The sequence below is a fragment of the Paenibacillus algorifonticola genome, assembly GCF_050481745.1.
Classification (GTDB): domain Bacteria; phylum Bacillota; class Bacilli; order Paenibacillales; family Paenibacillaceae; genus Pristimantibacillus; species Pristimantibacillus algorifonticola_A.
This window is the reverse complement of record NZ_JBCNGR010000015.1, coordinates 78,454-102,395: the sequence shown is the minus strand read 5'-3', so window position 1 is coordinate 102,395 and position 23,942 is coordinate 78,454. Positions and strand designations below refer to the sequence as shown.

The following is a 23,942-nucleotide window of genomic DNA, read 5'->3' as shown; positions in this document are numbered from 1 at the left end:
AAATGAAAGACTCTCTTCCGTCAATTGCGACGTCAGCGCAGATGTTGCACCGCTTCCTGTGATGAGCGGCTGGGCGGAAATGCTCAAGCTCGGCTGCGGACGGGAAATGCTGGAGGAAATCGCTCAATACTTGGACGGCGTTAAGCAGTCAGGGCAGGCGGATGCAAAGTGGCTGCGCAGCTTTTATGAGGATTTTCTGCAAATGGTGCATCAGGTGCTGCATGCAAAGGGGCTGCGGGCGCATCAGGTATTCTCTGCGATGGTATTAATGAAGCGGGTAGATGCCGTAACCCGGTCCATTACGGACTTGTCGGAGTGGGTAGCTGTGCTCATATGTGAGGTAAGCGGAAATCTGAATAGCGTTGATGAGACGCAAAGCGTCGTCGACAAGGTCAAGCATTACATCGCCAAGCATATGAGCGATGATTTATCACGTGAGGACATTGCCAGCCATGTATGCCTGCATCCGGACTATTTGGCCCGTCTGTTCAAGAAGGACACAGGGCTGACGATTTCCGAATATTTACTGCAGGAGCGGGTAGCGCTCGCCAAGCAAATGCTGGCGAAGACGGAACTGGCGATAACAAGCATTGCCTATGAGCTGGGCTACGGCAACTACTCGCATTTTTCGAAAATGTTCAAAAAAGCGACCTCGGTCGGGCCGCAGGAATATCGCAGGCTTCAGCAAAGTGGGCAGGCTAAGGGAAGCTGATTTCCCCTCCTATCCTCTTACGAATCTAACAAAGCCCTTCAGTTCCACGGGTAGCGAGGCGTCTGGCAAGCAGTAAGCCATCGTCCATCCGCTCTGGAATGGAGGGCTTTGTGTGATTTTCAACAAGTATCCGGCGGACTGCGAATGAGTATTGCTTTTTTTCCAGAATTCAACTATAAATAGATCAGACTTAGGGCGGAGGTGCTGGTGGGTTTGCAAGTAATGATCAAAATAATGCGCCGATTTGCCGAATATAAGCTGCTGAGCAGCGTGTTCTTATTCACACTATTAATAGAAGTAGCCTATACAGTGGCTTCACCGCTTAGCTTGAAATATTTGGTGGATGAAGCATTTACACCGCGAAACTTTCAGGCTTTTATTATCATTTTGCTTATTCTGCTCGGCGGGGGCATATTGAATGTCATTGCCAGTGCAGTCTCGGACTATTCATTAGGCAGGCTGGCTGGAGATGTCGTTCGCAAGCTGAGAACGGAGCTGTTTGCTCATATCCAGCTCCAGTCCTTGCCCTTCTACGAGCGTTATCGGGTTGGTGATTTGGTGACCCGCTTCTCGGCTGATATGGGCTCCATTGAACGGGTAATTCGCGGCTCCAGCCCAATGCTGATCAAAGAATTGCTTGCTGTATTGCTGGGACTCGTTATGCTATTTACGCTGGAATGGAAGCTGACGCTTGCGATGCTTGCGGGCTCGCTTCTTATGTTTGTGCTGCCTCAGCTTGTGCAGAAGCGCTCGGAGAGGGCGAATCGGGAGTACAAGGAGGCGCAGGAGCGCTTCTCCAATATGATCGATGAGATGGCCAAGGGTCACAAAACGATTCGGGGCCTGTATCAGCAAAGCCGGTTTCGCATAAGGGGAGACAATAAAATTACGGCTTTGTTTAAGACGGGCATGAATCTTCATATGAGCAATTCTTTAATGGAACGGCTGCCTTTAACGGCTTTGCTGCTGCTCAACGGAATTATGATGGGCTTCGGCGGTTATTTAATTTTTCATGATGCGATGACCGTTGGCGGCTTTATCGCCTTTTTCACTTTGTTTATGAGTGTTGGGCAGTCCGGCTCAAATTTAGCCTTTCTCATTCCGAATTTAATTGAATCAAACATTAGCTTCCAGCGCATCGATGAAATGATGGCCTGCAAGCCAGATTTGCCCGAGGCCGAGCATCCTGTATTACTGCCGGATAAGAGCTTGTCCTTGCGCATGGAGCACGTCAGCTTTGGCTACAACGAGGGCATTCGACAGCTGAAAGACGTCAGCCTGCAGGTCGAAGCGGGCAGCTATGTTGCTTTCGTTGGCCCAAGCGGGTCGGGTAAAAGCACAGCACTCCAGCTGCTTTCCCGTTTTTATGATCCCCAGCAGGGGAATATATTTATCCAGGATGTTCCTCTTCAGGGCATTAGCGAAGCTTCACTTAGACAGCGTGCGGCACTTGTTTCGCAGGACACGTTTCTGTTCCATATGACGCTGAGGGAAAACCTGCTGCTTGGCGACGATATCGCGGAAGAGGACATGATTGCAGCTGCGAAGCAGGCGGGCATCCACGATACCATTGCAGGCTGGCCGGATGGCTACGACACCTGGATTCGCCATGAAGGCGGCTCCCTATCAGGCGGGGAGCGGCAGCGTATTGCCATTGCACGCGCACTGCTTCGCAGGCCGCAGCTGCTGCTGCTTGATGAAGTAACATCGGCGCTGGACCCGGCAGCTGAGGCGGATATCAATCGCCTAATTGAACAATTAAAGGGCACCCGAACAATTGTATCGGTCACTCACCGACTCTCCTCCGTCGTAAATGCAGATCGAATTTATGTATTTCAGGGTGGGCAAATGGTAGAAAGCGGTTCCCATCAGCAGCTGCTTAGGAAACAAGGGCTTTACAGCAGCCTATGGGAGAAGCAGCATGGCTTCCATGTATCGGGAGACGGGCGGTATGCCTTGGTGAGAGGAGAACGGCTTGCAAAGCTGCCGTTTTTTGCCGGAATGGCGCCCGAGCTGCTGGAAGGCATGGCTGAATTATTCACCTCTGAAACGTGCAGGGAAGGCGAAGCGGTTGTACGGGAAGGCGAGGAGGGCGATAAGTTTTATATTATCGTCCGCGGCATTTTTGAAATATGGAAGACGTTGCCCGGTCAAGAGGATAAGAAGGTAGCGGTATTGCAGGACGGCGACCATTTCGGAGAAATTGCCCTGCTGCGGAACATTCCGCGCACCGCCACGGTGAAGGCATCCGGTCCCGGCGTCCTGCTGTCGATGCGCCGCGAAGCGTTCCATCGGCTGACGGAAGAATACCCGCAACTGCTGCATACGCTTGAGAAAACACTTCAACAAAGACTGTAGAACAAGTTCAGAAATGAGAGGCTTTGGAAATGTCAACTTAGGCTGAAGCGGGACATTTTTAATTGAAGAGAAGGGGAATAGAAGTGGCAAAGGCGTATTTTAAACGGTGTGAAAATGATGAGGATTATGCAAAGGCCAGCTTATTTTTGTTGAAGCACAGGCGAGATTTGCATCCCGCATTTACGACAATGGACACGTTGTCGCTGCTGTATGCCTATTTGACGGAGGGGCAGATCCTTGTAGGATTGGATGAGCAGCACCGGGTGAATAGCATTTCCGGTTTTTATTATGGGACGCCGGAGCAGGATTTTCAGAATAAAGCTGTTGTTTTTGTGGATATGGTCATTGTTGAGCAGAAGCATCGGGGAACGCGCTTGTTTGCAGAAGGGCTGAATTTTCTAGTCCATCACGTGTTGGAGAGTCGACCGGAGGTGCAGGAGCTGAGCCTTGCAGCCTTGTCGGAAAATAAACGGCTTTGCCGGATGTATGCGAAGTTTGTAGAAGAGAAGTATAAGCGCGAGGGAGCGCTTGGAGAAGAAACAGTTTTTAGCGGTGAAATTAGAAAAATTGGTACTATGCTAAGGAAAATCAATCCAGTATAATCGTTTTTGTAGGAAAAATTAGCTAAGAATGGAGGCCGACAAATGATTCCACCGTTAGGATTCGGCAACAAAGACACCAAAAAAGGCAGCGGTTTCGGCAAGATTGTTAAGGTTAACGAAGCATTGAGAGCCCAAGCGAACTAATGTCGTTTATATTTCGTCCCTGTGCGCTTGAAATGGATGAAGAGGCGTATGCTGCATTTCTGATCCAGCATCATGCTGAACTGAATCTGCCTTATTCCTTCCCGATGAAGCTAAGCTTTATGGGAGGGCCGCTCATTTTGGGCAAAGGCCTGCTGCTTTTTAGTGAGGAGCCTTACGAGATTGCCGGCGCTGCAGGCTTCGTCTGTGGGACAGGCGAGCATGATTATGAGGATCAGCATATTTGCCAGATCGAGATTGCTTTTATCCGCAAGGAATATCGTGGCACCAGGCTGTTTGCGCACGGCTTGAATGCGCTCATTGAATTAATGAAGAAAACAAGCCCTGGCATCCAGCAGGTACAGTTTTGGGTGAGGGCAGAAGATAGTCTGCTTGAGCGGCTGCTGTCCAAATTTACAGCGCTGCCAGGCGCATCGAAGTCACCTGTGAATCATCTTATCCTTTACAAAATCCCCTTTAACGAGCTGGAAGGCTATGTTCAGAAACTAGTCGCTGCCACTCGCTCTAGCCTTTAGAAATGAAGGTTATCCGTATTTATTACATTCCCAAACAGCTAATAGTGAAGCGAACATGAATGGAGGTGAGCAAATGTTTCCACCAATCGGTTATGGCAATAAAGATATCAAAAAAGGCAGCGGTTTTGGCAAAATCGTTCAAGCGAATGAAGCATTGAGAGCACAAGCGTAGAGGTTGCATTTCATTTCCGGCTTCATGATGAACTGAATTATCCAAATATTCCCTGTGGAGCTGAGCTTCATGGGGAATATTTATTTTCTTTCCCAAATAGGAGGTAGGCATCTTGACTGAGGAAGAAATATTGAGAGGCGGGAATGTTATACAATGTGGTCTTTCAAGAGGGGAGTCCTGTGGCGCTGATTGATTTTGACATGGCTGGTCCCGGTCCGCGCATGTGGGACATTGCGTATTCTCTTTACACATCAGTTCCGCTTGCAAGCTTCGCACCCGACCATTCTTCAGGAAAAACGGTACAGTATCAATCGAATTTACACTCAGCTGAGCGCCGTCGGCGAATTCAGTTATTTTTTGATTCGTATGGCATTCCGGTCTCTAATGAGCTTTGTAGGTGGATTATTCAACGATTGACTACCATGTGCGATATGTTGAGAAAGGGTGCTGCCGAAGGAAATCTTGCCTTTAAGAAGATGGTAGACGAGGGTCACTTGGCCCACTATGAGAGCGAGATTCAATTTGTAACCGATCATTTCAATGATTGGATATTGAATTGAATATTAAGCTAGCATTATTTCAAAAAACCAGCGGTATTCTAGAACTTTATTTTTCAGTTCTAGAATACCGCTGGTTTTTTTATATTGGCGCCAGTCTCATACTTATTATTCGCCCCCTTCCTCAAGATGTCGGAAGATGACAACGAAGAAGTCGGTTTAGTCGTAGTGTGCTTGCCCGCGAAAAACTAAGATAGAGGTAGAAGAAGTGAAGGGGGAACCGCGATGGCGACGACTGCAAGCACAGCGACAGCAAAACCAGCGGAGCAGCAGACGGAAGTAAGACGGGCACAAAATCCCGTATTGAAAAGGCTGAAACGTTACGCACCATTATTCATTATGATTATTCCCGGAGTCATCTATTTGTTCATTAACAACTACTTGCCGATGCTGGGGCTCATTATTGCTTTCAAGGATGTCAACTTTGCCAAAGGCATTTTGGCCAGCGATTGGATCGGCCTTAAAAACTTTGAATACTTGTTCAAAACCGAAGATGCTTGGATTATTACCCGCAATACGCTGCTCTACAACATATCTTTTATCATACTAAATCTGATTATAGCGGTAGGCATTGCCATCTTGCTTAATGAAGTGAAGAAAAAAGTGGCCGCCCGTTTTTATCAAAGCATCGTGCTCATTCCTTATTTGATCTCCATGGTTATTGTCGGTTATTTGGTACTCGCCATGCTGAGTGGTGAAACCGGATTCATAAATAAACAGATCCTTCCGCTCTTCGGAATTGATCCTATCTCATGGTATAGCGAGCCTAAATATTGGCCTGTCATTCTAGTCATCGTCAACGTTTGGAAAAATGTCGGCTACCTCTGCATTATCTATCTTGCAGCGATCATCGGCATTGATCCGGAATATTATGAAGCCGCTACCATCGACGGAGCAGGCAAATGGCGTCAAATTACGCAAATTACGATTCCGCTTATAGCACCTGTTATTACGATTATGACGCTGCTGCAAATTGGACGTATTTTCTACTCGGATTTTGGTTTATTCTATCAAGTACCGCTGAATACCGGCGAGCTGCTTTCCACAACGAACGTTGTTGATACGTATGTATACCGCGCACTCATTAATCTTGGCGATATTGGGATGTCCTCAGCGGCAGGCTTGTACCAATCCGTTGTTGGCTTCGTGCTCGTGCTGCTGTCCAACTATATTGTAAGTAAACGAAACCGCGACAATGCGCTGTTCTAGGAGGTTAGGGCCATGGTAAATACGAAGGAAAAAATATTTCAAGTCGTGATTCATATTTTCTTTATCGCCGTTGTGCTCATGTGTCTTATGCCATTCGTGCTGCTGCTGACAACTTCCTTTACGAGCGAAGCTTCCATTGTCAAAGACGGTTATTCCTTGTTCCCTAGCGAGTGGAGTCTGGATGCTTACAAGTTTTTATGGAATGATGCCGAAAATATTACGCGTTCATACGGCATTACGATCTTCGTCACGTTAATTGGAACGTTCATCGGGCTGTCGATATCCGCGCTGTTGTCCTACCCGATGTCGCGCAGCGATATGCCAATGAAAAAGCAGCTTGCCTTCTACGTCTTTTTCACGATGCTGTTCAATGGCGGACTCGTACCGACTTATCTGATCTACACACAAGTATTCGATATGAAAAACTCCCTGCTGGCGCTTATTATTCCCGGCTTGCTGACGAATGGCTTCTTCGTCCTCATTATGCGGACGTTTTTCCAAAATTCGATCCCGCATGCGATTATTGAATCCGCTTCTATTGACGGCGCTGGAGAATTCAAAATTTTCTTCAAGATGATTTTGCCGCTGTCGCTGCCGATCCTTGCAACGATTGGCCTTATGCAGACGATTGGCTATTGGAACGACTGGTTTAACGGGCTCATTTATATTACCGACAGCAAGCTGTTCAGCTTGCAAAACCTGCTGAACCGGATTTTGCTCAACGCCCAGTTTATTCAGAACAACGCCTCAACGCTTAATGCGGGGGAAGTAGCTAATGCGCAAATTCCGTTGGAAACGGTAAGGATGGCCATGGCCGTTATCGGCGTAGTGCCGCTGCTGTGTGCGTACCCTTTTTTCCAAAAATATTTCGTCAAAGGGCTTGTTATTGGGGCCGTTAAAGGTTAATGAAGTTAAAAGTCTGGCTACACACGGCTTTCAGCCGGTTAGCATACAAGCTTGAACAAACAGGGAGGTTGCAGAGATGAGAAAACGGACAAATGGAATAGTGGCGATGCTGCTGAGCGTTATGCTGGTGCTTGCAGCATGTGGCGGCAACAGCGGCGGTTCAACATCGAATGCCGGAGCAACGAACGCTGCAGGTGGAGAAACAGGCGGAGCGTCTGAACTCAAGCCTTATGAAATGACGGTGGCTTTCTTAAGCATCGGCAATACAAAGGATTTGGCTGAAGTCCAAGCCGAAGTCAATAAAATAACCCAAGCCAAAATCAATGCAACCGTTAAATTCCTTCCTATTGATATCGGGGCATGGCAGCAGCAGATGAACCTGATGCTTGCGGGCAATGAGCCGCTGGATATTCTCGTAACGGGCACAGGACTTAACTTTGGCACGCAGGCTGCTAAGGGCCAGCTCGTTGAGATGGATGACCTCCTGGCGAAATACGGACAAGATATTCAAAAGGTTGTTGGCGGAGATGTCATTAAAGCCGGCTCCTCGAATGGCAAAATTTACGCTATTCCAAGTGTGCGCGACTGGGCAGCAGATTATGGCCTCGTTATGCGCCAAGACATCGTAGACAAATACAAAATCGATGTTAATGCGATTAAGACGATGGATGATTTGACAGCTGTTTACCAAACGATTAAAGACAATGAGCCGGGCATGGCAGCTGTATTGCCAGAAGGCCCAAGCTTCTCGGTTATCCAATCGATGGTGGGCAGCGTCATCGACCCGCTTGGCGACGAGAATGGTGTACTGGTCGGCTTTGATGGTGAGCTGAAAGTCGTAAACTGGTATGAAACGCCTGAATATGCGAGCTTGGTGAAAAAGGCAAGAGAGTGGTACAACGCGGGCTTTATTCCTAAAGATATTTCGACGAATCAAACGACTTCCGAGCAGCTGATCAAGGCTAACAAAGCGTTTGCTTTCATGGCGCATATGAAGCCTGGCTATGAAAGCAAGGAGTCGCTGCTTACAGGTACACCGCTCGTTGCAGCACGCATTTCCCCAGCGATTTCGACGACTTCCTCGATCGCTAACATTATGTTCGGCATTGCAAGGAACTCCGAGGACCCTGAGCGCGCGATGATGTTCCTGAACCTGCTTTACTCGGACGCTGACCTCATTAACCTGATCGACTACGGCATTAAAGGCAAGCACTATGAAGTGAAAGAGGGCAATATTATCGGCTTCCCGGCTGGTGTAGATTCTTCCAGCTCGACTTACAACCCAACGCATGGCTGGATGTGGGGCAATCAGTTGCTTTCCCATATTTGGGAAGGGGACAGCGCAGATCTGTGGACGAAGCTTGATGAGTTCAATAAATCGGCGGTTAAATCGAAAGCGCTTGGTTTCAGCTTTACAGCAGACCCTGTGAAAACAGAAGTGGCGGCTGTGCAGAACGTGAAGGAGCAATTCAAGATTGGTTTGGAAAATGGTACGCTTGACCCGGATAAATATTTGCCGGAGTACATTGCGAAGCTGAAATCGGCCGGTATGGATAAAATCGTGGTCGAAAAACAAAAGCAGCTGGATGAGTGGGCGGCAGCCAATAAATAATAATATTTGAAGGAGTGAAGGTCTGGCATGAGCATTCAAGCAGGCATTAACATTTATTCCGTCTATGAGCAGCTTGCTCAAGATTATTACGGCACTTTGCGCAAGCTTGCGGAAGCAGGCTATACCCATCTGGAAATGCTAGGCTTCAATATGGTGAAAATGTCGCGGTTCAGCGATGAATTTCCGGCCAAGGAGGTTGCCGCCGAGCTGGCGGCCTCCGGCCTAAAGGCTATCGCAGCCCATGAGGGGCCGATGCCTGGCGAGGAGCTGCTCGCCCATCGTTGGGATGAGCTGATGGATTATTATGAACAGCTCGGTTGTACGTCGCTGGTGTTGCCATCCGTATGGATGGACGACCGTGACAGCACGCTGCGTCTCGCTGAGCAACTGGAGCAGCTTGGCAGCAAGCTTGCTCAGCGCGGCTTCCAGCTTTACCTCCATAATCACGCCCATGAATTTAAGGCGGATGGCGATACGACGCTGTTTGATATACTTGCCGCACATACCGATCCTAAGCATTTGAAGTTTGAGCTTGATCTCGTGTGGGTGATGCGTGCCGGGGTAGATCCGGTTGCGGTAATGGAGCGAGTAGGCGGCCGCTGCGATATGATTCATCAGAAGGATTTCAGCAAGCAGTTGTCCGGCCCGCTTAATTTATTCGAATCCATGCGTGCGAATGGCGACGAAGGGCTTGGGCTGATGGATGTCTACCGCAAATATATTGTGCCTTCGGACTTTGTCGATCTCGGTACAGGAGCTTTCGATTTTGCCCATATGTATGGAAAGATCAAGGAACTCGGACATGTGAAATATGCGTTGGTTGAAAATGAAGGAAAATCAGTGGATAAGCTTGCCAGCGTCCGCAACGATCTGACATATTTGCGCACATTCATTTAAAATATAAGCATTTATATGCTCACATCTATAACTATACTTATATTTCATCGCGAAACGGTTGCTTTGCCGCCAAAAGACGGCGACAGCCGTTTCACCTTAGGAGGCTGCAAACGATGGGGAAATTGAAAGCAGGTATTATAGGCTGTGGAGGCATCGCCTTTCAGAAGCATATGCCGTCACTGAAAAACAATAGCGATTTGGTTGATATGGTTGCGTTCTGTGATATTATTCCGGAGCAGGCAGAGAAAGCGGCGCAGCAGTTCGGCACCGAGGATGCCAAAACGTATACCGACTATAAGCAGTTGCTAGAAGATAGCTCTATTGATATTATCCATGTGCTGACGCCAAACCTGCAGCATTCCTTTATTACCGTAGATGCGCTGGAGGCTGGCAAGCATGTGATGTGCGAGAAGCCAATGGCGATTAACTCGGCTGAAGCGCGTAAAATGCTGGATGCGGCGGAGCGGACAGGCAAAAAGCTGACGATTGGCTATCAAAACCGTTGGAATGACGATTCCCAGACGCTGCATCAAGCTTGCCGGGAAGGCGCGCTCGGAGAAGTGTATATGGCGAAAGCCCATGCGATCCGCAGGCGGGCACTCCCGACATGGGGCGTATTTGCCGACAAGGAGCAGCAAGGTGGCGGCTGCCTGATTGATATTGGAACGCATGCGCTTGATTTGGCATTATGGTTTATGGACAATTACAAGCCGAAGTCCGTCAGCGGCTCGGTGTTCTACAAGCTGCGGGATAAGCCGGAGGGCAATATGTTCGGGCCGTGGAAGCCGGAGGAGCTGGAAGTCGAGGATTCCGCATTCGGCCTCATTAAGATGGAAAATGGCGCAACGATTTTCCTTGAAAGCTCCTGGGCTTTGAATACGACGGATGTGAAGGAAGCGAAAGCTTCGCTCTACGGCACGAACGGCGGTGCGGAGATGAAACAGGGGGCGGATTATGCCGGAGAGCTGATCTTCAACAATGTTCAGTTCGGCAAGCTGATGGAAACGAAGGCGGCTGCAGGTCCCGGCATCGCGTATTTTGGCCCCGGCTCGAATGATCCGGGAACGAAGGAAGCCCGGCAGTGGCTGGAGGCGGTTATCCATGATACGGAGCCGCTTGTGAAGCCAGAGCAGGCTTTCGTCGTGACGCAGATTTTGGAAGCGATCTACGAATCGGCAGCGACAGGCAAAGAAATTTATTTGTAAAAGCATGCAATGAAGCTCGCAGCGATATTCGGCCAAGCCGAAGCTGCGGGCTTTTTTTGCATATTAAGGGAGCCTGGCGTTATTATTATTGTAAATGAGAAGTTTTATCAATTATAATAAAGGAACTAAGGATAGATTGAGCGGTTCTTTTAAGCCAGGGAGTGGGGAGGTTGGGAAATTGAAGCTGGACGAACATATAAAGTTATGGAACCAGGCGGCTATAAAAATATGGGATATTCGCCATGTCGTCATGCAGCCAGGCGAGCTGCTCAAGGATTATTTGCTGCCGTCAAGCGGCTTCATTTACAGTGTGCGCGGTGCTGGGCTTTTGGAGCTGGACGGCGACGAGCATGAGGCTCAGCGGTTTCATATCCTGCATGGTGGCAAGGGTATGCGGCTCGATGTTTGGGCGGAGGAAGAGTTCGAATATTATTTGCTTTTGTACCGGGCGGTATATGCATTGCCAGGCAATAAAGAGCTGGCGCGGCTGATGGAACGGCATCAGCCATTTGCGCTGCAATATGGTTTTCAGCCGCAGGAGCCGCTGCCCTTGCTTCGTCCGCTGGATTTGATTCGGAAAGCGTGGCAGCAAGCAGATGATCTGGATCGCATCCAGATCAAGGGGCTGTTTTATCAATTTATCCATGAGCTGCTCCGGCAAATGAAGACACAGGGCATTAAAGTAAGCAAGCCTGACCTCGTTACACAGGCCATCCGCTATATGGAGGATCATTTTCAGGAAGGTATTACGCTGGAGACGCTGGGGGAAAAGCTGAATTACAGCCCCCGGCACCTGTCCATGCGCTTTAAAGAGCATACGGGAGCAAGTCCGATTCATTATTTGATTCAAATTCGGGTAAAACGTGCGGCAGAGCTGCTCATTGGCACAGATGCGGCACTGAATGAAATTGCGCTTGAGGTTGGCTACGCGGATGTGTATTATTTCAGCCGAATTTTCAAAAAACATACCGGCTTATCGCCCGTTCGTTTTCAGGAGCGGGAACGCAACAAGCGGCTTTCAGAAGATCGTCCATTCATCTTAGCTGAAATATCCATTGGAACGGGAAAGCTGCGGCGTTATATTGATAATCGTGATAATCATTATCAATATAAACGTGGAGGGTCTGTTCGAATGAAAAGAAATACAACTTCTGGTCTCGCTATTAGCTTGTTGCTTACGTTAACGCTGCTGTTAGGTGCCTGCTCATCAGGCACTGCGAATACGAGCACGAACGCTGGAGCTGCTGCTTCGCCGAGCAATGCGACGGAATCGGCGTCACCCGCGCAAAAAGATGGCGGCCAGGCGTCGCCTGCGGAAGCAGCAACACGCATCATCAGCACAGAGAAAGGCGATGTGGAAGTGCCTGCCGAGCCGAAGCGCGTTGTTGTGCTTTATATGCTTGGCGATGTGGTCGCCATGGGCGTGAAGCCGGTCGGTGTTTCAGATGTGTACGAAGGAGCGGCGTTCGAGCAGGAGCTTGCAGGCATTCAAACGCTTGGCAAATGGTTCGAGCCGAATCCTGAAGCGGTGCTTGCGCTCGATCCTGACTTGATTATTACACCTTCTGAGGAAACGTATAACATGCTGCGTGATATTGCTCCAACAGTTTTCATTCAGCCGTTTAACGATAAGACGACGGAATCACGAATGAATATGCTGGGCAAGGTGTTCAATAAGGAACAGGAAGTTAAGACGCTGCTGGAAAACTTCGATAAGAAAGTGGAAGAGAGCAAGGAGAAGCTGAAAGCAGCAGGCGTTTATGACAAGACGGTTTCCATTATTGAAGGAGGGAAGAAGGAAATGTCAGTTGTCGCCAGCAAGCAGTTTGGCCGTGGCTCGCAAATTATTTATGAATACCTCGGAATGAAGGCTCCGAAAGTTATTCAAGATATAATCGATTCGGGGAAAGGCGACAACCAGGTCGTATCGATGGAAGTGCTGCCTGAATACATGGGCGATTATATATTCCGCTCCTCATATTCAGGTATGGATGATCTGTCCGAAAACACGATTTGGAACAGCATCCCAGCCGTAAAAGAAAGCCGCTATGTCGAAATTGAATTTGGACTTGCGTATTACAGCGATATTTATTCGATGAACAAGCAGCTTGATTTTATCGTGGAGAAGCTGCTCGAGGGTGCACCGAAGGCATAGCACCTGCAATATTTTTATGCCAAGGCTAGCCAGCTGCTCTACAACAGCTGGCTTTTTGATGAGTGAATGCCCGTTCACATGCGCGATTAGCGCAGTGTGAACAAATGAAACTTGGGTGAACAAATTGCGGGAACAGCAGCGGTTCAGCTTGCTCCGAATTGTTCAATTGAAGGATTGCGAACGGTTGGTTACAATCCATTGTGACGCTCCAGCTTTTTTTGTAAACGCATACATGCTTGGAGTGATCTATATACAGAGAGGGGATTCATCGTATTGAACAAGCGAAAATGGCTTTCGGCCGCATGCTCCTGTTTATTGGTGCTGTCCATGCTCGTATCTGCTGTTCCTGCCTATGCGGCAGATGAGCCGCAAAACGGGGACAATTCGGCTAGTGTGAGCGCAGCGGTACGTGATGATTTTACGGAGCAGGAATTGAAGGATAACGACTATATTCTTTATTTTGTGAATGCAGGGGACCCAACACCGTCTACAGTAGAAGGCAACGATAAGTTTGGACTGTATTCCTCCGTAACCGAGCAGGTATATGGAGTGGATAACGTAACCGGGAAAAAATGGGGGTTAGTAACGACTGCAACAGCTGCAAGAACAGGTGATGCTTCTACGAAGCTGGGGACGCTGCGTTATTATAATGGCGCGCAAGTAAGGGAAAAGGCGATCGAATACAAATTCGAGCTGCCGGAAGACCGCTATGATATTACGTTTGGATACAAAAATCCGTGGAGCGGCCGCAGCGTCAATATGGTTGTAAACGGAACGAATCTCTCTGGTGAATATGCCATTGGCGAGTATGATGCAGTGAAGGAGGTTACCTATCGAAATGTCAGCATAACGGGCAATGAAATGCAGGTTCGCGTTCAAGGTCCGGCTTCAGCAGCATTAAGCAATTATAATGATCCAATGCTTAGCTATATTATTGTCCGTCTGAATGTCACGATCCCATTATCCGATCTGGGAGAAAAGCTGGATGAGGCAAGAGGCGAAGCTGCGGATGTGAAATACACACGCTATAGCGTACAGGTGCTGAATGATGCAATCGCTGCTGCTGCGGATGTGTTTGATGCACTATCTGCGAATGGCACAGACCTGCAGGACCCGGCGGTGCAGGAGCAGATTCGCTCGGCTATCGCTTCATTGAATGCAGCGCTTGCTCAGCTATCGCTGGATGTGCCGAATACCTCGTTTAAACCGGGCGCGGTATGGAATGATACGAGCGGTGCGCTTATTCAGGCGCATGGCGGCGGCATCATCTACGATGAGCATACGCAAAAATATTATTGGTATGGCGAGGATAAAACCAATGGCTACTTGCCGGCGCGCGGCGTTCGGGTATACTCCTCAACCGATTTATACAATTGGGAGGATCATGGTCTGGCGTTGACTGCAATTGAGTCGATGGATGATTTTACGAATGATCCGCTTATTTCCCAGCTTTATGCAGGGAGAACGGATCAAGCCAGCATTTTCAATGATATTGGGACGAACCGCATTATCGAGCGTCCAAAGGTCATTTACAATGATGCAACCGGGAAATATGTGATGTGGATGCATACGGATGGTCCGTCGGAAACGTCGACAGCCAACTATGCGAAGGCGGAAGCGGGGTATGCCTTGAGCGATTCGCCAACAGGACCCTTCGTCTATGGCGAAAGCCACCGGATGGACCGTGCTCCTGCGGATGCCACCTACAATGGGCAGCCTAACCAGCCGGGAATGGCGCGGGACATGACGCTGTTTAAAGATGATGATGGCACAGCTTACCTCGTCTATTCCAGCGAGGAAAATATGACGATGTACATCTCCAAGCTGAATGAAGAGTACACCGATATTGTCGGTTGGCATAAAGATGGCAATGTCGAGCGCGATACCGTATACAAAGCCGAATATGGTGTCGATTACGTCCGGGTATTTCCGGGAGGACAGCGCGAAGCGCCTGCCTTGTTCAAATATCAGGGCAAATATTATATGATTACGTCCGGTGCAACCGGCTGGGATCCAAACCTTGGGAAATACACCGTTGCCGATGATATTTTCGGCGAATGGAAGCCAATGCGCGATGTAGCGCCGGGCAGCTCTACGACGTTTGCCTCGCAAAGCACGCATGTCCTTCCGATTGATCCAGCAGCGGGCAAGTTCCTCTATATGGGCGATCGCTGGGACAAAAATGATCTGAAAAATTCGCGTTACATTTGGCTGCCGATCGAATTTGGCCAAAATGATGAAATCGCGCTGCGCTGGCGCGATGAATGGACGCTGGATGAGCTGAATGCAATGGGACGTATTACGATTGATACGCCTTTGCCTATGCAAACCTCGATTGGCAAAGTGCCTGCACTGCCCAATACAGTGCAAATTACAGTGTCTGGCGGTTCGCAAACGACGGCTGCAATTGCTTGGAATGCAACGCCGGAGCTATTCGCCAAACCGGGCATCGTGACGCTGAAGGGTACGCTTAGCGGCGCGAGCAGCAAAACGATTGAACAGCAAATTTATGTGGTGCCGGATCGCAGCGCTTATTTCGTTCATGCCGGAGGCGCGGCGACAGCTGATTATAACGACATGATTTCCTACATGGAAGATACGCTCATTAATAAAGAAGCGATCGATCAGCAATATGACCCGGACAATGGCCGGAATTGGGGTTATGTTGGTAACCATACATTAACCTCTGGTACAGCTAGTGGCGATTTGTTCGCTTCGCTGCGTTATTTAAAGTCTGGAACAGGCGATGATTTGCCCTACCGTTTTGACATTGCGAATGGCGAATATGATGTTTATGTTGGCTTGTATGATCCATGGTCGCAATATAATCCTGGCACACGCAAAGCTCAAATCATTATTAATGATGAAATAAAAACGAACAGCTATACATTCAGCGCTTCGCGAGATGTACTTGGCTACGAAGATGTGAATGTATCTGACGGCAAGCTGGCGCTGACGATTCGCCGGGCGGTCAGTGGCGCTCCTGATCCGCAAATTAGCTGGATTATGATTGTTGCTAAGGAGCAGACAGCAGCGCAGGCGGCTAACCGTCTGGGCGAAATAGCGGCACCAGCCCAAGGAGCGGTACAGTTGACGCTGCCGGAAGCCCCAGAAGGCTTCGCAGTGGCGATCAAATCCTCCAACAGTGCGGTAATTGGTACCGATGGTACGATTACGCCGCCAGAGCAAGCGACAACGGTTCAATTGGAGCTGGAAGTGACGCGGCTGTCGGATCAGACCAGCGCTGTCATCGTCCGTTCCGTTATCGTTCCTGCCAAAGCGAGCAGCGGCGGCGGAACGGATCCGGGCACGAACCCTGGGACAGATCCGGGTACGAATCCGGGTACGAATCCGGGAACAAATCCAGGCTCGGGGTCTGGCAGTAATCCAGGCTCAGGTTCAGGAAGCGGCTCAGGCAATGGGACGAATCCAGGCACTACGCCGGGCACAGGGACGGGAACGGGCACAGATCCGGGAACAAATCCAGGAACAGGTACGAATCCGCCAATATTCCCGGATGTCAGCAATCACTGGGCAGGAACGGCAATTGGCAGGCTGACGGCCCAAGGACTTATGCAGGGTTATCCAGATGGCACGTTCCAGCCGGATAAAAAGATGAATCGTGCAGAGTTTATGACGATTATTTTCCGCTTATTGAAGCTGGATGCGGCTGCGGGCTCATCGAAGTTTAACGATGTGTCAGAAGGAGCTTGGTATGCGGGTTCGGTAAATGCTTTGGTCAATGAAGGAATTGTGAGCGGATTTGCTGACGGCAGCTTTAAGCCAAATCAGGAAATTACCCGCGAGGAAGCATTTGTCATTTTGTATCGTGCGATTAAGGGGCAGCTTGCTGCTGGCACGGCAACTGGCGAAGGCAGCTTCAAGGATAGCGACAGCATCTCGGCTTGGGCAGCGGAAGCGGTTCAAGCGCTTTCAGAGCATGGGCTGATCAGCGGTTATAAGGATGGCTCCATCAAGCCGGGGCAATCGATCAATCGGGCTGAAATAGCTACAATTATTGCCAAGCTTTTGCAAGAGCAATAGAAAATGACAAGAGCAAGGTTCCCGGGTTTGTTGGGGAGCCTTGCTCTTTTTGCTTTATTTTTCAACGATTCCGTTAAACGGAGACCTTCGTTAGTTCACTTTAAAGCTGGAAATAGCCGCCTCCAGATCACCGACAATGCGATTCAGTGCTTGGGCTGATGATGCGATATGCTCCATCTGTGCAAGCTGCTCCTCCGTTGCGGCCGCCACGTCATCGGTTTTCTCCAAATTGGAGGCAGCGCCTGCCGCAGCTGATTCTGTCGAGGCACTAATTTGCTGCGAGCCTGCGGATAATTGCTCAGCAATAGCTGAATTATCATGCAGCTGATTCGCAATTTGCTCAATCGCGATAGAGATGGCACCCAGCCGCTCCTGTACAACGTTCAGTTGCCCACCGCCATTTTTGACCTCTTGAACGGTTGTCGCCATATAGCTCGATGCACTGGCAATTTCACTGCGCGTGCCAGCTACGAGCGTATTGATGCCTTCCGCCGATTCCAGCGAGGCCGCTGCCAGCTTGCGAATTTCCTCTGCCACAACGGCAAACCCTTTTCCTTGATCCCCTGCACGTGCAGCCTCAATGGAGGCGTTGAGTGATAAAATATTCGTTTGTCCGGCGAATGCGGTAATATTTTGAGCGATTTTGCCGATTTGCTGCGAGCGATGCTCAAGGGAATGAATGCTTTCGGACAGCTTCGTTATGACAACGCGAATGTCCTCCATCTGGTTAACGAGCGTATTCAAAGCCTGCTGGCTTTGCTCGGTTTGCTCTGACGTTCCAGAGGAATGCATCGCAATGGAAGTTGTATTTTCGGCAATCCGTTGAATGCCCACCGCCATCTCATCAATCGCACGGGACGTCTCCTGCGCCGTTCTCGCTTGAACCATCGAGCTTTGAGCAACCTCCTGTATCCGAATCGCGGTATGCTCTGCCGCCTCAGTCGATTCCTGTGATGCGGCTGTCAGCTGGGAGGAGGCAGCGCTTACCTCAATCGCGGACTCCGAAATGCCGCTAATCAGCTTGCGCATCGTGTCAATCATATGATCAACGGCAGCTGATATGCGGCCAAGCTCATCGTTTCCAGGATTTTCATCCCGCTGCACCGTCAAATCTCCCGCCGCTACTTGAATGGATTTGGAGACAATCGTGCGGACCGTCCGCATAATTTGACGTACGGTGATGATAACGACGACAACTAAAAAGAGCGTAACTAAAGTAGTTGCTATAAAGGCTACAAGCTGATTTTGCTCGACCTCTTCGTTGATGGCAGCTATCGTCAGCTCTGAATGCTTGTCCAAGCTTTCTCCAATCTCGTCAATGCCAGAGCGGCTGGATTTAAAAGCGTCGTCAATTTCTGCATTGCGGAACTGGTGCTGCTCCCCAGCAGCAGCCTGTATGGCTGCAGAGGACCATAATTCAAATTTCGGCTGAAATTGGCCCAAAATGTCTTCAATCGTCCGGCCAGATTCACCATATGCTAATTTTTGCAAAGATTGGGCCTCAATAATAGCATTTGCTTGTCCGACGCGTTCGGATACCTGCGCAATATTTTCGGACAGCTCTTTGCGCGCTTCATCGATCTCGGCTGTGTTTAACGTACCAGACTCCACTTTTAAATACGCTTGATAAGCTTGATACATGTCTCGGTCTGCATTCAAAATCAGTGAATTGACCTGATTGGATGTGTCATAAATCTCCTCTGTCATCGTACGCACAATTTGCTGCTGCCCGTTAAGGTAATACAAGCTCGACAGCACATACGCAATAAGCGGAATTGCAGCAAGCAGAGCAAGCCGCCAGCGTAAAGATAGTTTTAACATAGAATCCCGCCCTCTTCTCTAAAAGTTAACCTAATATGTAATATATATCGGTGAAAACTACGTTTTCCATAACAGTTTTAGAGGACAAGGGCCAAAATTTTGCCAAAACTGATGTTCGGTGTCGGTCAAGCGCTTGGCCATGTTGAACATTAACGCCACCGCTTCGCTTCATTACAAGTATTGTGTACTAGGCAGCTCCGCCAGGCACACTACATGAGCAGCTTATCGGCTATCTTTTTACTATAAAAGTCATTGCCATTGCGTGCATCATAACGTTGTGCCGCCGCAGTGGCGAGGTTTTCAAAATGAGCGGCGAGCGCCGGAAGGCTGGTATCTTCATGCGCCGCAAGAAAGGAGGCGGGAAGCCGGAGCATCACATTCGATCCTTCTTGAACCAGCTTCTTCAGCAGACGTGCCGTACATAGATTAAACAGCATTACTTCATAAGGGTTCTCATGATCAAGTGCGAAAGCCAAATGCAGCTCTACAGCCTCAATCGCTTTCGCTGGCTTGGTTACCGTCAAATATTCAATATGCAGGGCGACGCTTTCCAATAGATCGCGCTTGCCTTTTACGAGACGATAGCCTTTCGTATGCGCTTTTTTAGCTTCCTCATGAAGGTTTTGGCGTTGCATAGGCAGGAGCAGCTCTGGCAACGTAATATGAGGGACCTCAGCACATTTCATGTTCCCTGATAAAATCGGCTCCGCTGCCTTTAATGCTTGCTCATCCTCGCCCAGTCTTGAATACAGCATGACAATATAATGCTGCTCACAGGCGATGCAATCGCTCATATGGTCCCGAAATGCTTTCATAAATTGCTGGAGATAATCTTTGGCTTCATCAAGCTTGCCATGGTCAAGAGCGAGCCGGGAGCGGAAATATAAATAAGTGCGATTGCTGTAGCCATGCTCCTTATAACGCTTGCCCATATCCTCCAGCAGCTCCTGGATTTGCGGCATTGGAATTTCCGGGAAATTCGAAATGGTGCCGACGATCCATTTATATCGCCATAACAAGCTTCTGCCATCATATTCCTCAGGGTTTTGATCATATTGGCCTAGCTGCCAGGAGAAGGCGATAATCGCCTTCAGCGGGAAACCATGAAATCCAGCGGTTTTCACAATTTGGTGGCGCGCATAAAAACCATTTTCAATATCACCCTGGGCATCTGCGAGCCGAACGGCAGCCTCCAGCACCTCAAGCTGGGCAGCGCCGGGAGGGAGGTCATACGCCTGGTTCATTAAATCCTCAAAATCCATTTCCATAGATGCTCCTCTGTTTTTTTGTTAAATACATGGCAATAGAAGCGCCAAGAGGCCTCATCAGGCGAGTTAAACGAGCAAGCTCGCGGCATTGTTACTATAATAATCATTGCCATTGCGAGCATCAAAACGTTTTGCTGCCGATAGCGCAAGTGCTTCAAAGTGCGCAGCAAGCGCGGGCAGACTTGTATCTTCATGCACAGTGAGGAAGGATGCCGGCAGACGCAGCTTTACTTCAGATCCCTCGTTAATTAACTTCTTCAGCAGCCGTGCTGTGAATAAATTAAATCGCATAACCTCATAAGGATTCTCATGGTCAAGGATAAATGCCAAATGCAGCTCGACAACCTCTACCGCCTTCGCCGGATTCACATCCGTCAAATAATGAATATGCTGTGCGACGCTATCGAGCAGATCGCGCTTGCCTTTGACGAGGCGATAGCCTTTCGTATGAAGCTTTTGTGCTTCCTCTGATGATCCCTGACGCAGCAAAGGAGAAAGCAGGTGCGGCAGCGTAATATGAGGCACTTCAGCGCATTTCATTTTGCCCGATAAGATCGGCTCTGCCGCCTTTAAAGCTTGTTCATCTTCGCCCAGCTGCGCATAAAGCTCCACGATATGATTTTGCTCGCAGGCGATGCAATCGGTCATATAGTCCCGATCGACCTTCATCATCTGCTCGAGAAAATCCTTGGCTTCATTCAGCTTCCCATGGCTTAAGGCGAGGCGAGAGCGGTAATATAAATAAGTGCGGCGGCTGTAGCCGTGCTCCTTATAGCGCTTGCCCAAATCCTCGACAAGCTCTTGAATTTGCGACATCGGAATTTCCGGGAAATTCGAAATGTTGCCGACAATCCATTTGTAGGACCACATTAAATCGCTGCTATCATAATTGTCTGGCTCTTGGTCAGATTGTCCCAGCTGCCAGGAGAAAGCGATAATCGCTTTGAGCGGGTAACCGTGAAAAATAGCCGTCTCCACAATTTCGCCTCTCGCCTCAAAGGCGTTTTCGACATCGCCTTCTGCATCTGCAATTCTCACGGCAGCCTCCAGCACTTCCAGCTTAGCTGCGCCGGGGGGCAGATCATAGGCCTGATCCATTAAATCTTCAAAATCGTGCTCCATTCCTGTTCCTCCTTGTGTCTCAAGCTTTTTAGGCGTTCGATGATAGTCCCCAGTCGATAAATTTAACCATGCCTTGGCCAAGGACACCAAGCTCCTCGCGCGTCATCGGATAATGGCCCATCAGCAATGCATTCGTATACAGCATTTGGGCAGCGGTTGTGAACATTTGGTTGTCGGCACTGGTGAAAATCTTCTGGACGAGCGGATTGTTTAAGTTAAAATAAAGCGTCGAATACGCTGATTCCGTAAAACTCGCGCCAAGATTGCCGAGTACAGAAGCGAGCAGATCCGAGCTGTTTTCCTTCGCTTTCTCCAAGGAGCGCAGCGACGAGGATTCCTTCGACAGCGTATAAAGGGCAGGAAGCTCTGCTGGAGCAAAACGTTTGAGCTGAATTTGACAGCGGAAGCGCTGCAAAGCCCCATCCGCAAGGCGAATTCGCTCGTAAAATTGATTGCGCTCCTCATTCGTCAAGTCCTCGAAGGACAGCGATACATCTTCCGGCAGCAGCCTTTCCATTTCCAGCTCGGGAAGAAGGATCGACAAGCGCTCAAGCAATTCATGGTTATAAATATAGCCGCCATTTAGGACGAGCATCGATTGCGCTGCGGCAACATGGGTAATTTGACGGTATTCATCAACAGATAACGTATAAAATATTTTTTTATTATCGGCCATCAGCTCGCCAAATGTTCGTTCTCCGTAGGTGCTTTCAAAGGTAATCCAGCGATAAATGGTTTGCAGGAAATCCTCATCCTGCGCAGCCAGTGCCTTCATCGACAAAGCATGCAGCTGAATAATGCGCTGCAAGCGGTCAGGCTCATATTCGCCAATGCGCATAAGCTCATTGCGGATCGATTGTCCAAGCTCCTGGCGCACCGATTCCAGCCTTTCATCCTCATAGAAATGCTCGCGTGATGCCGTCGGCTGAAGCTCATCTGTCCAGATGATGCATTTGACGAAAAACGCCCATTCCGGCAAAATATTTTCCGCTTTATCGGAGACGAGCATTTGCTTCAGATACACTTTATGGGAACGGCGGGCATTCAGGTTCACACTATGCGGCAAAATAAAGGCGATTCCGCCCGTTCGGCCATTCGCTGTTTGGAGCGGGATGAAATCCTGCAGCGGCTCGCCCAGCAGCTTTTCACCGAAGGCAAGCACTTCGCGGCGACGGCCGCGCGCCAGCTCCGGCTGTAAAATCCAGTCCGGCCGCGACTCGTTAATCGTCTTCGCATCTCCATTGGCATGCAGCTTAACCGGATAGGGCAGCAAAGCGCCATAATAGAATAGTAAATCCTCAACCATTTGGGGCTCGTAATATGGCTCGCTGTCGGGCTTGCAGCGCAAATAAATTTTCGTTCCCGGTGACAATTGGGTGCTCAGCTGGCGGATCGTATACGTCCCGTCCGGCTTGCCGCGCCATTCCATGGATGGACCGCCCTTCACCGATTGGGTCAGAACGACGATTTCGTCGCTGACCATAAAGCAGGACAGCAGACCGATGCCGAAACGGCCGATGAATGAGGTTTCTTTTGCGATAAAATCCTGACCAACCTTGGAGGAATGACCGATCATTGCTAGAAACTGATGAATATCCTCCTCGGTCAGCCCTACACCGTTATCCTCAACCGTCATCGTCGTGTGACTGCCGCTGCCTGCAATTTCTACCGTCACGTTTCCGGTGTAACCAGGCTCAAGCTGTCCACGTGCGGTAATAGCGTCCGTCGCGTTTTGCAGAAGCTCGCGCAAATATACATTGGGACTACTATATAAATGGTTGGAAAGTATGTTTATCATTCCGCTTAAATTGACTTGAAAGCGATACTCTTGCTCGTTGCTCATCGGATTCTCCTTTATTATAGAAGGTTTTTAGTTTACATCGTCCTAGCCATTCTACTATTTTCCATACATGCAATTCCAATATTTATAGCATAATGAGCCGTTTGGCCCATAAGCTTATACCCTAAATCCCTATCTTTCAAACAGTTATAGTTGCAGAGGTGGACACTAGAATAGAAGATGCGAGAAGGAAGCTTAATTTTTTTGTAAAATAGGGAACAAAGTTTTCGGTGCGTCTCCACCTTGATAGGAGGACAAGAAAGAGCTGTTTCAAAATAATGAGTCATGCGGCCCATACGCCTATACCCTTCGCGACTACCTAAAGTTTCCAAATAGTCACGCATGCTTATTGGATCGGTATAGGAGGAAAGGAATGGGGTATAATAAAACTATACAGTATAATAGAAGGAGGCGGCATACCATGTTTTTTCGCAAAGGAAGCTTAAAAGTCGGCATATTAAACGGTATTCTTCTCGCGCTGCCCTTCTGGATCCTCTTAATTTGGTTAATATTAAAGCTAATTAACTAGCCTTATGCGGCTATTGAATCAGACGATTCGGGATAGTATATTGAAACATTGGAACGCTTGCAAAGCTTAGAACATTCGTTCATAGCGCAAGCGTTTTTTTGTTCATTTTTCTGAAAATAAAGCGAAGGCCAAAACGCCGTCATGCCGCATGGCGCCTATAAAATAAACTGACATGCCGCTCCGCCTGCCATTAGCGAATCAACGGCTGTTTGTTGCGTCTAAAAAGCGCAATAAAGTTCTCATTTTGCCTGCTGCA

At 49.0% G+C, this 23,942-nt stretch carries 16 protein-coding genes; 12 read left to right on the top strand and 4 right to left on the bottom strand.

Going from position 1 to position 23,942, the window contains the following annotated elements; all coding sequences use genetic code 11:
* The first annotated feature begins 106 nt into the window (after positions 1–106).
* The 12 genes from ABEW34_RS15045 to ABEW34_RS14990 all read left to right on the top strand — a co-directional run bounded on the left by ABEW34_RS15045 (position 107) and on the right by ABEW34_RS14990 (position 17,106).
* A complete protein-coding gene (locus ABEW34_RS15045; protein ID WP_430160048.1) occupies positions 107–712 on the top strand; it encodes a helix-turn-helix domain-containing protein in 606 nt (201 codons plus the stop codon).
* 222 nt (positions 713–934) lie between these two features.
* Positions 935–3,070 carry an ABC transporter transmembrane domain-containing protein gene (locus ABEW34_RS15040; protein WP_430160014.1) on the top strand — a complete coding sequence of 712 codons (2,136 nt, stop codon included), beginning with the start codon at positions 935–937 and terminating at the stop codon, positions 3,068–3,070.
* Between the two features lie 83 nt (positions 3,071–3,153).
* Positions 3,154–3,672, top strand: a complete 519-nt coding sequence (locus tag ABEW34_RS15035; protein ID WP_430160013.1) for a hypothetical protein — start codon at positions 3,154–3,156, stop codon at positions 3,670–3,672.
* A 143-nt stretch (positions 3,673–3,815) separates the two neighbouring features.
* Entirely contained in the window at positions 3,816–4,349 is a 534-nt protein-coding gene (locus ABEW34_RS15030) for a hypothetical protein (RefSeq protein ID WP_430160012.1), read from the top strand.
* 315 nt (positions 4,350–4,664) lie between these two features.
* Positions 4,665–5,081 (top strand): phosphotransferase, encoded by a 417-nt coding sequence (locus tag ABEW34_RS15025; RefSeq protein ID WP_430160011.1) that lies wholly within the window; start codon positions 4,665–4,667, stop codon positions 5,079–5,081.
* A gap of 336 nt (positions 5,082–5,417) precedes the next feature.
* Complete coding sequence (locus ABEW34_RS15020) at positions 5,418–6,287, top strand: ABC transporter permease (protein WP_056033917.1); 870 nt, start codon at positions 5,418–5,420, stop codon at positions 6,285–6,287.
* 12 nt (positions 6,288–6,299) lie between these two features.
* A complete protein-coding gene (locus ABEW34_RS15015) occupies positions 6,300–7,193 on the top strand; it encodes a carbohydrate ABC transporter permease (protein ID WP_430160010.1) in 894 nt (297 codons plus the stop codon).
* A gap of 76 nt (positions 7,194–7,269) precedes the next feature.
* Complete coding sequence (locus tag ABEW34_RS15010) at positions 7,270–8,805, top strand: ABC transporter substrate-binding protein (protein ID WP_430160009.1); 1,536 nt, start codon at positions 7,270–7,272, stop codon at positions 8,803–8,805.
* Positions 8,806–8,832: 27 nt separating this feature from the next.
* Entirely contained in the window at positions 8,833–9,702 is an 870-nt protein-coding gene (locus tag ABEW34_RS15005) for a sugar phosphate isomerase/epimerase family protein (protein ID WP_430160008.1), read from the top strand.
* Positions 9,703–9,815: 113 nt separating this feature from the next.
* Positions 9,816–10,907 (top strand): Gfo/Idh/MocA family protein, encoded by a 1,092-nt coding sequence (locus ABEW34_RS15000; protein ID WP_430160007.1) that lies wholly within the window; start codon positions 9,816–9,818, stop codon positions 10,905–10,907.
* 178 nt (positions 10,908–11,085) lie between these two features.
* Positions 11,086–13,062 carry a helix-turn-helix domain-containing protein gene (locus tag ABEW34_RS14995; RefSeq protein WP_430160006.1) on the top strand — a complete coding sequence of 659 codons (1,977 nt, stop codon included), beginning with the start codon at positions 11,086–11,088 and terminating at the stop codon, positions 13,060–13,062.
* 273 nt (positions 13,063–13,335) lie between these two features.
* Positions 13,336–17,106 carry an S-layer homology domain-containing protein gene (locus ABEW34_RS14990; protein WP_430160005.1) on the top strand — a complete coding sequence of 1,257 codons (3,771 nt, stop codon included), beginning with the start codon at positions 13,336–13,338 and terminating at the stop codon, positions 17,104–17,106.
* Positions 17,107–17,196: 90 nt separating this feature from the next.
* On the opposite strand, the gene ABEW34_RS14985 is transcribed toward ABEW34_RS14990, so the two are convergent.
* From ABEW34_RS14985 to ABEW34_RS14970, 4 genes are all read right to left on the bottom strand, one after another.
* A complete protein-coding gene (locus ABEW34_RS14985; RefSeq protein WP_430160004.1) occupies positions 17,197–18,927 on the bottom strand; it encodes a methyl-accepting chemotaxis protein in 1,731 nt (576 codons plus the stop codon).
* A gap of 209 nt (positions 18,928–19,136) precedes the next feature.
* Positions 19,137–20,189: a hypothetical protein gene (locus tag ABEW34_RS14980; RefSeq protein ID WP_430160003.1), complete on the bottom strand. Its 1,053-nt coding sequence runs from the start codon at positions 20,187–20,189 to the stop codon at positions 19,137–19,139.
* A 72-nt stretch (positions 20,190–20,261) separates the two neighbouring features.
* Positions 20,262–21,317, bottom strand: a complete 1,056-nt coding sequence (locus ABEW34_RS14975; protein ID WP_430160002.1) for a hypothetical protein — start codon at positions 21,315–21,317, stop codon at positions 20,262–20,264.
* Positions 21,318–21,345: 28 nt separating this feature from the next.
* Positions 21,346–23,160, bottom strand: a complete 1,815-nt coding sequence (locus tag ABEW34_RS14970; RefSeq protein ID WP_430160001.1) for an HSP90 family protein — start codon at positions 23,158–23,160, stop codon at positions 21,346–21,348.
* Positions 23,161–23,942: the final 782 nt, after the last annotated feature.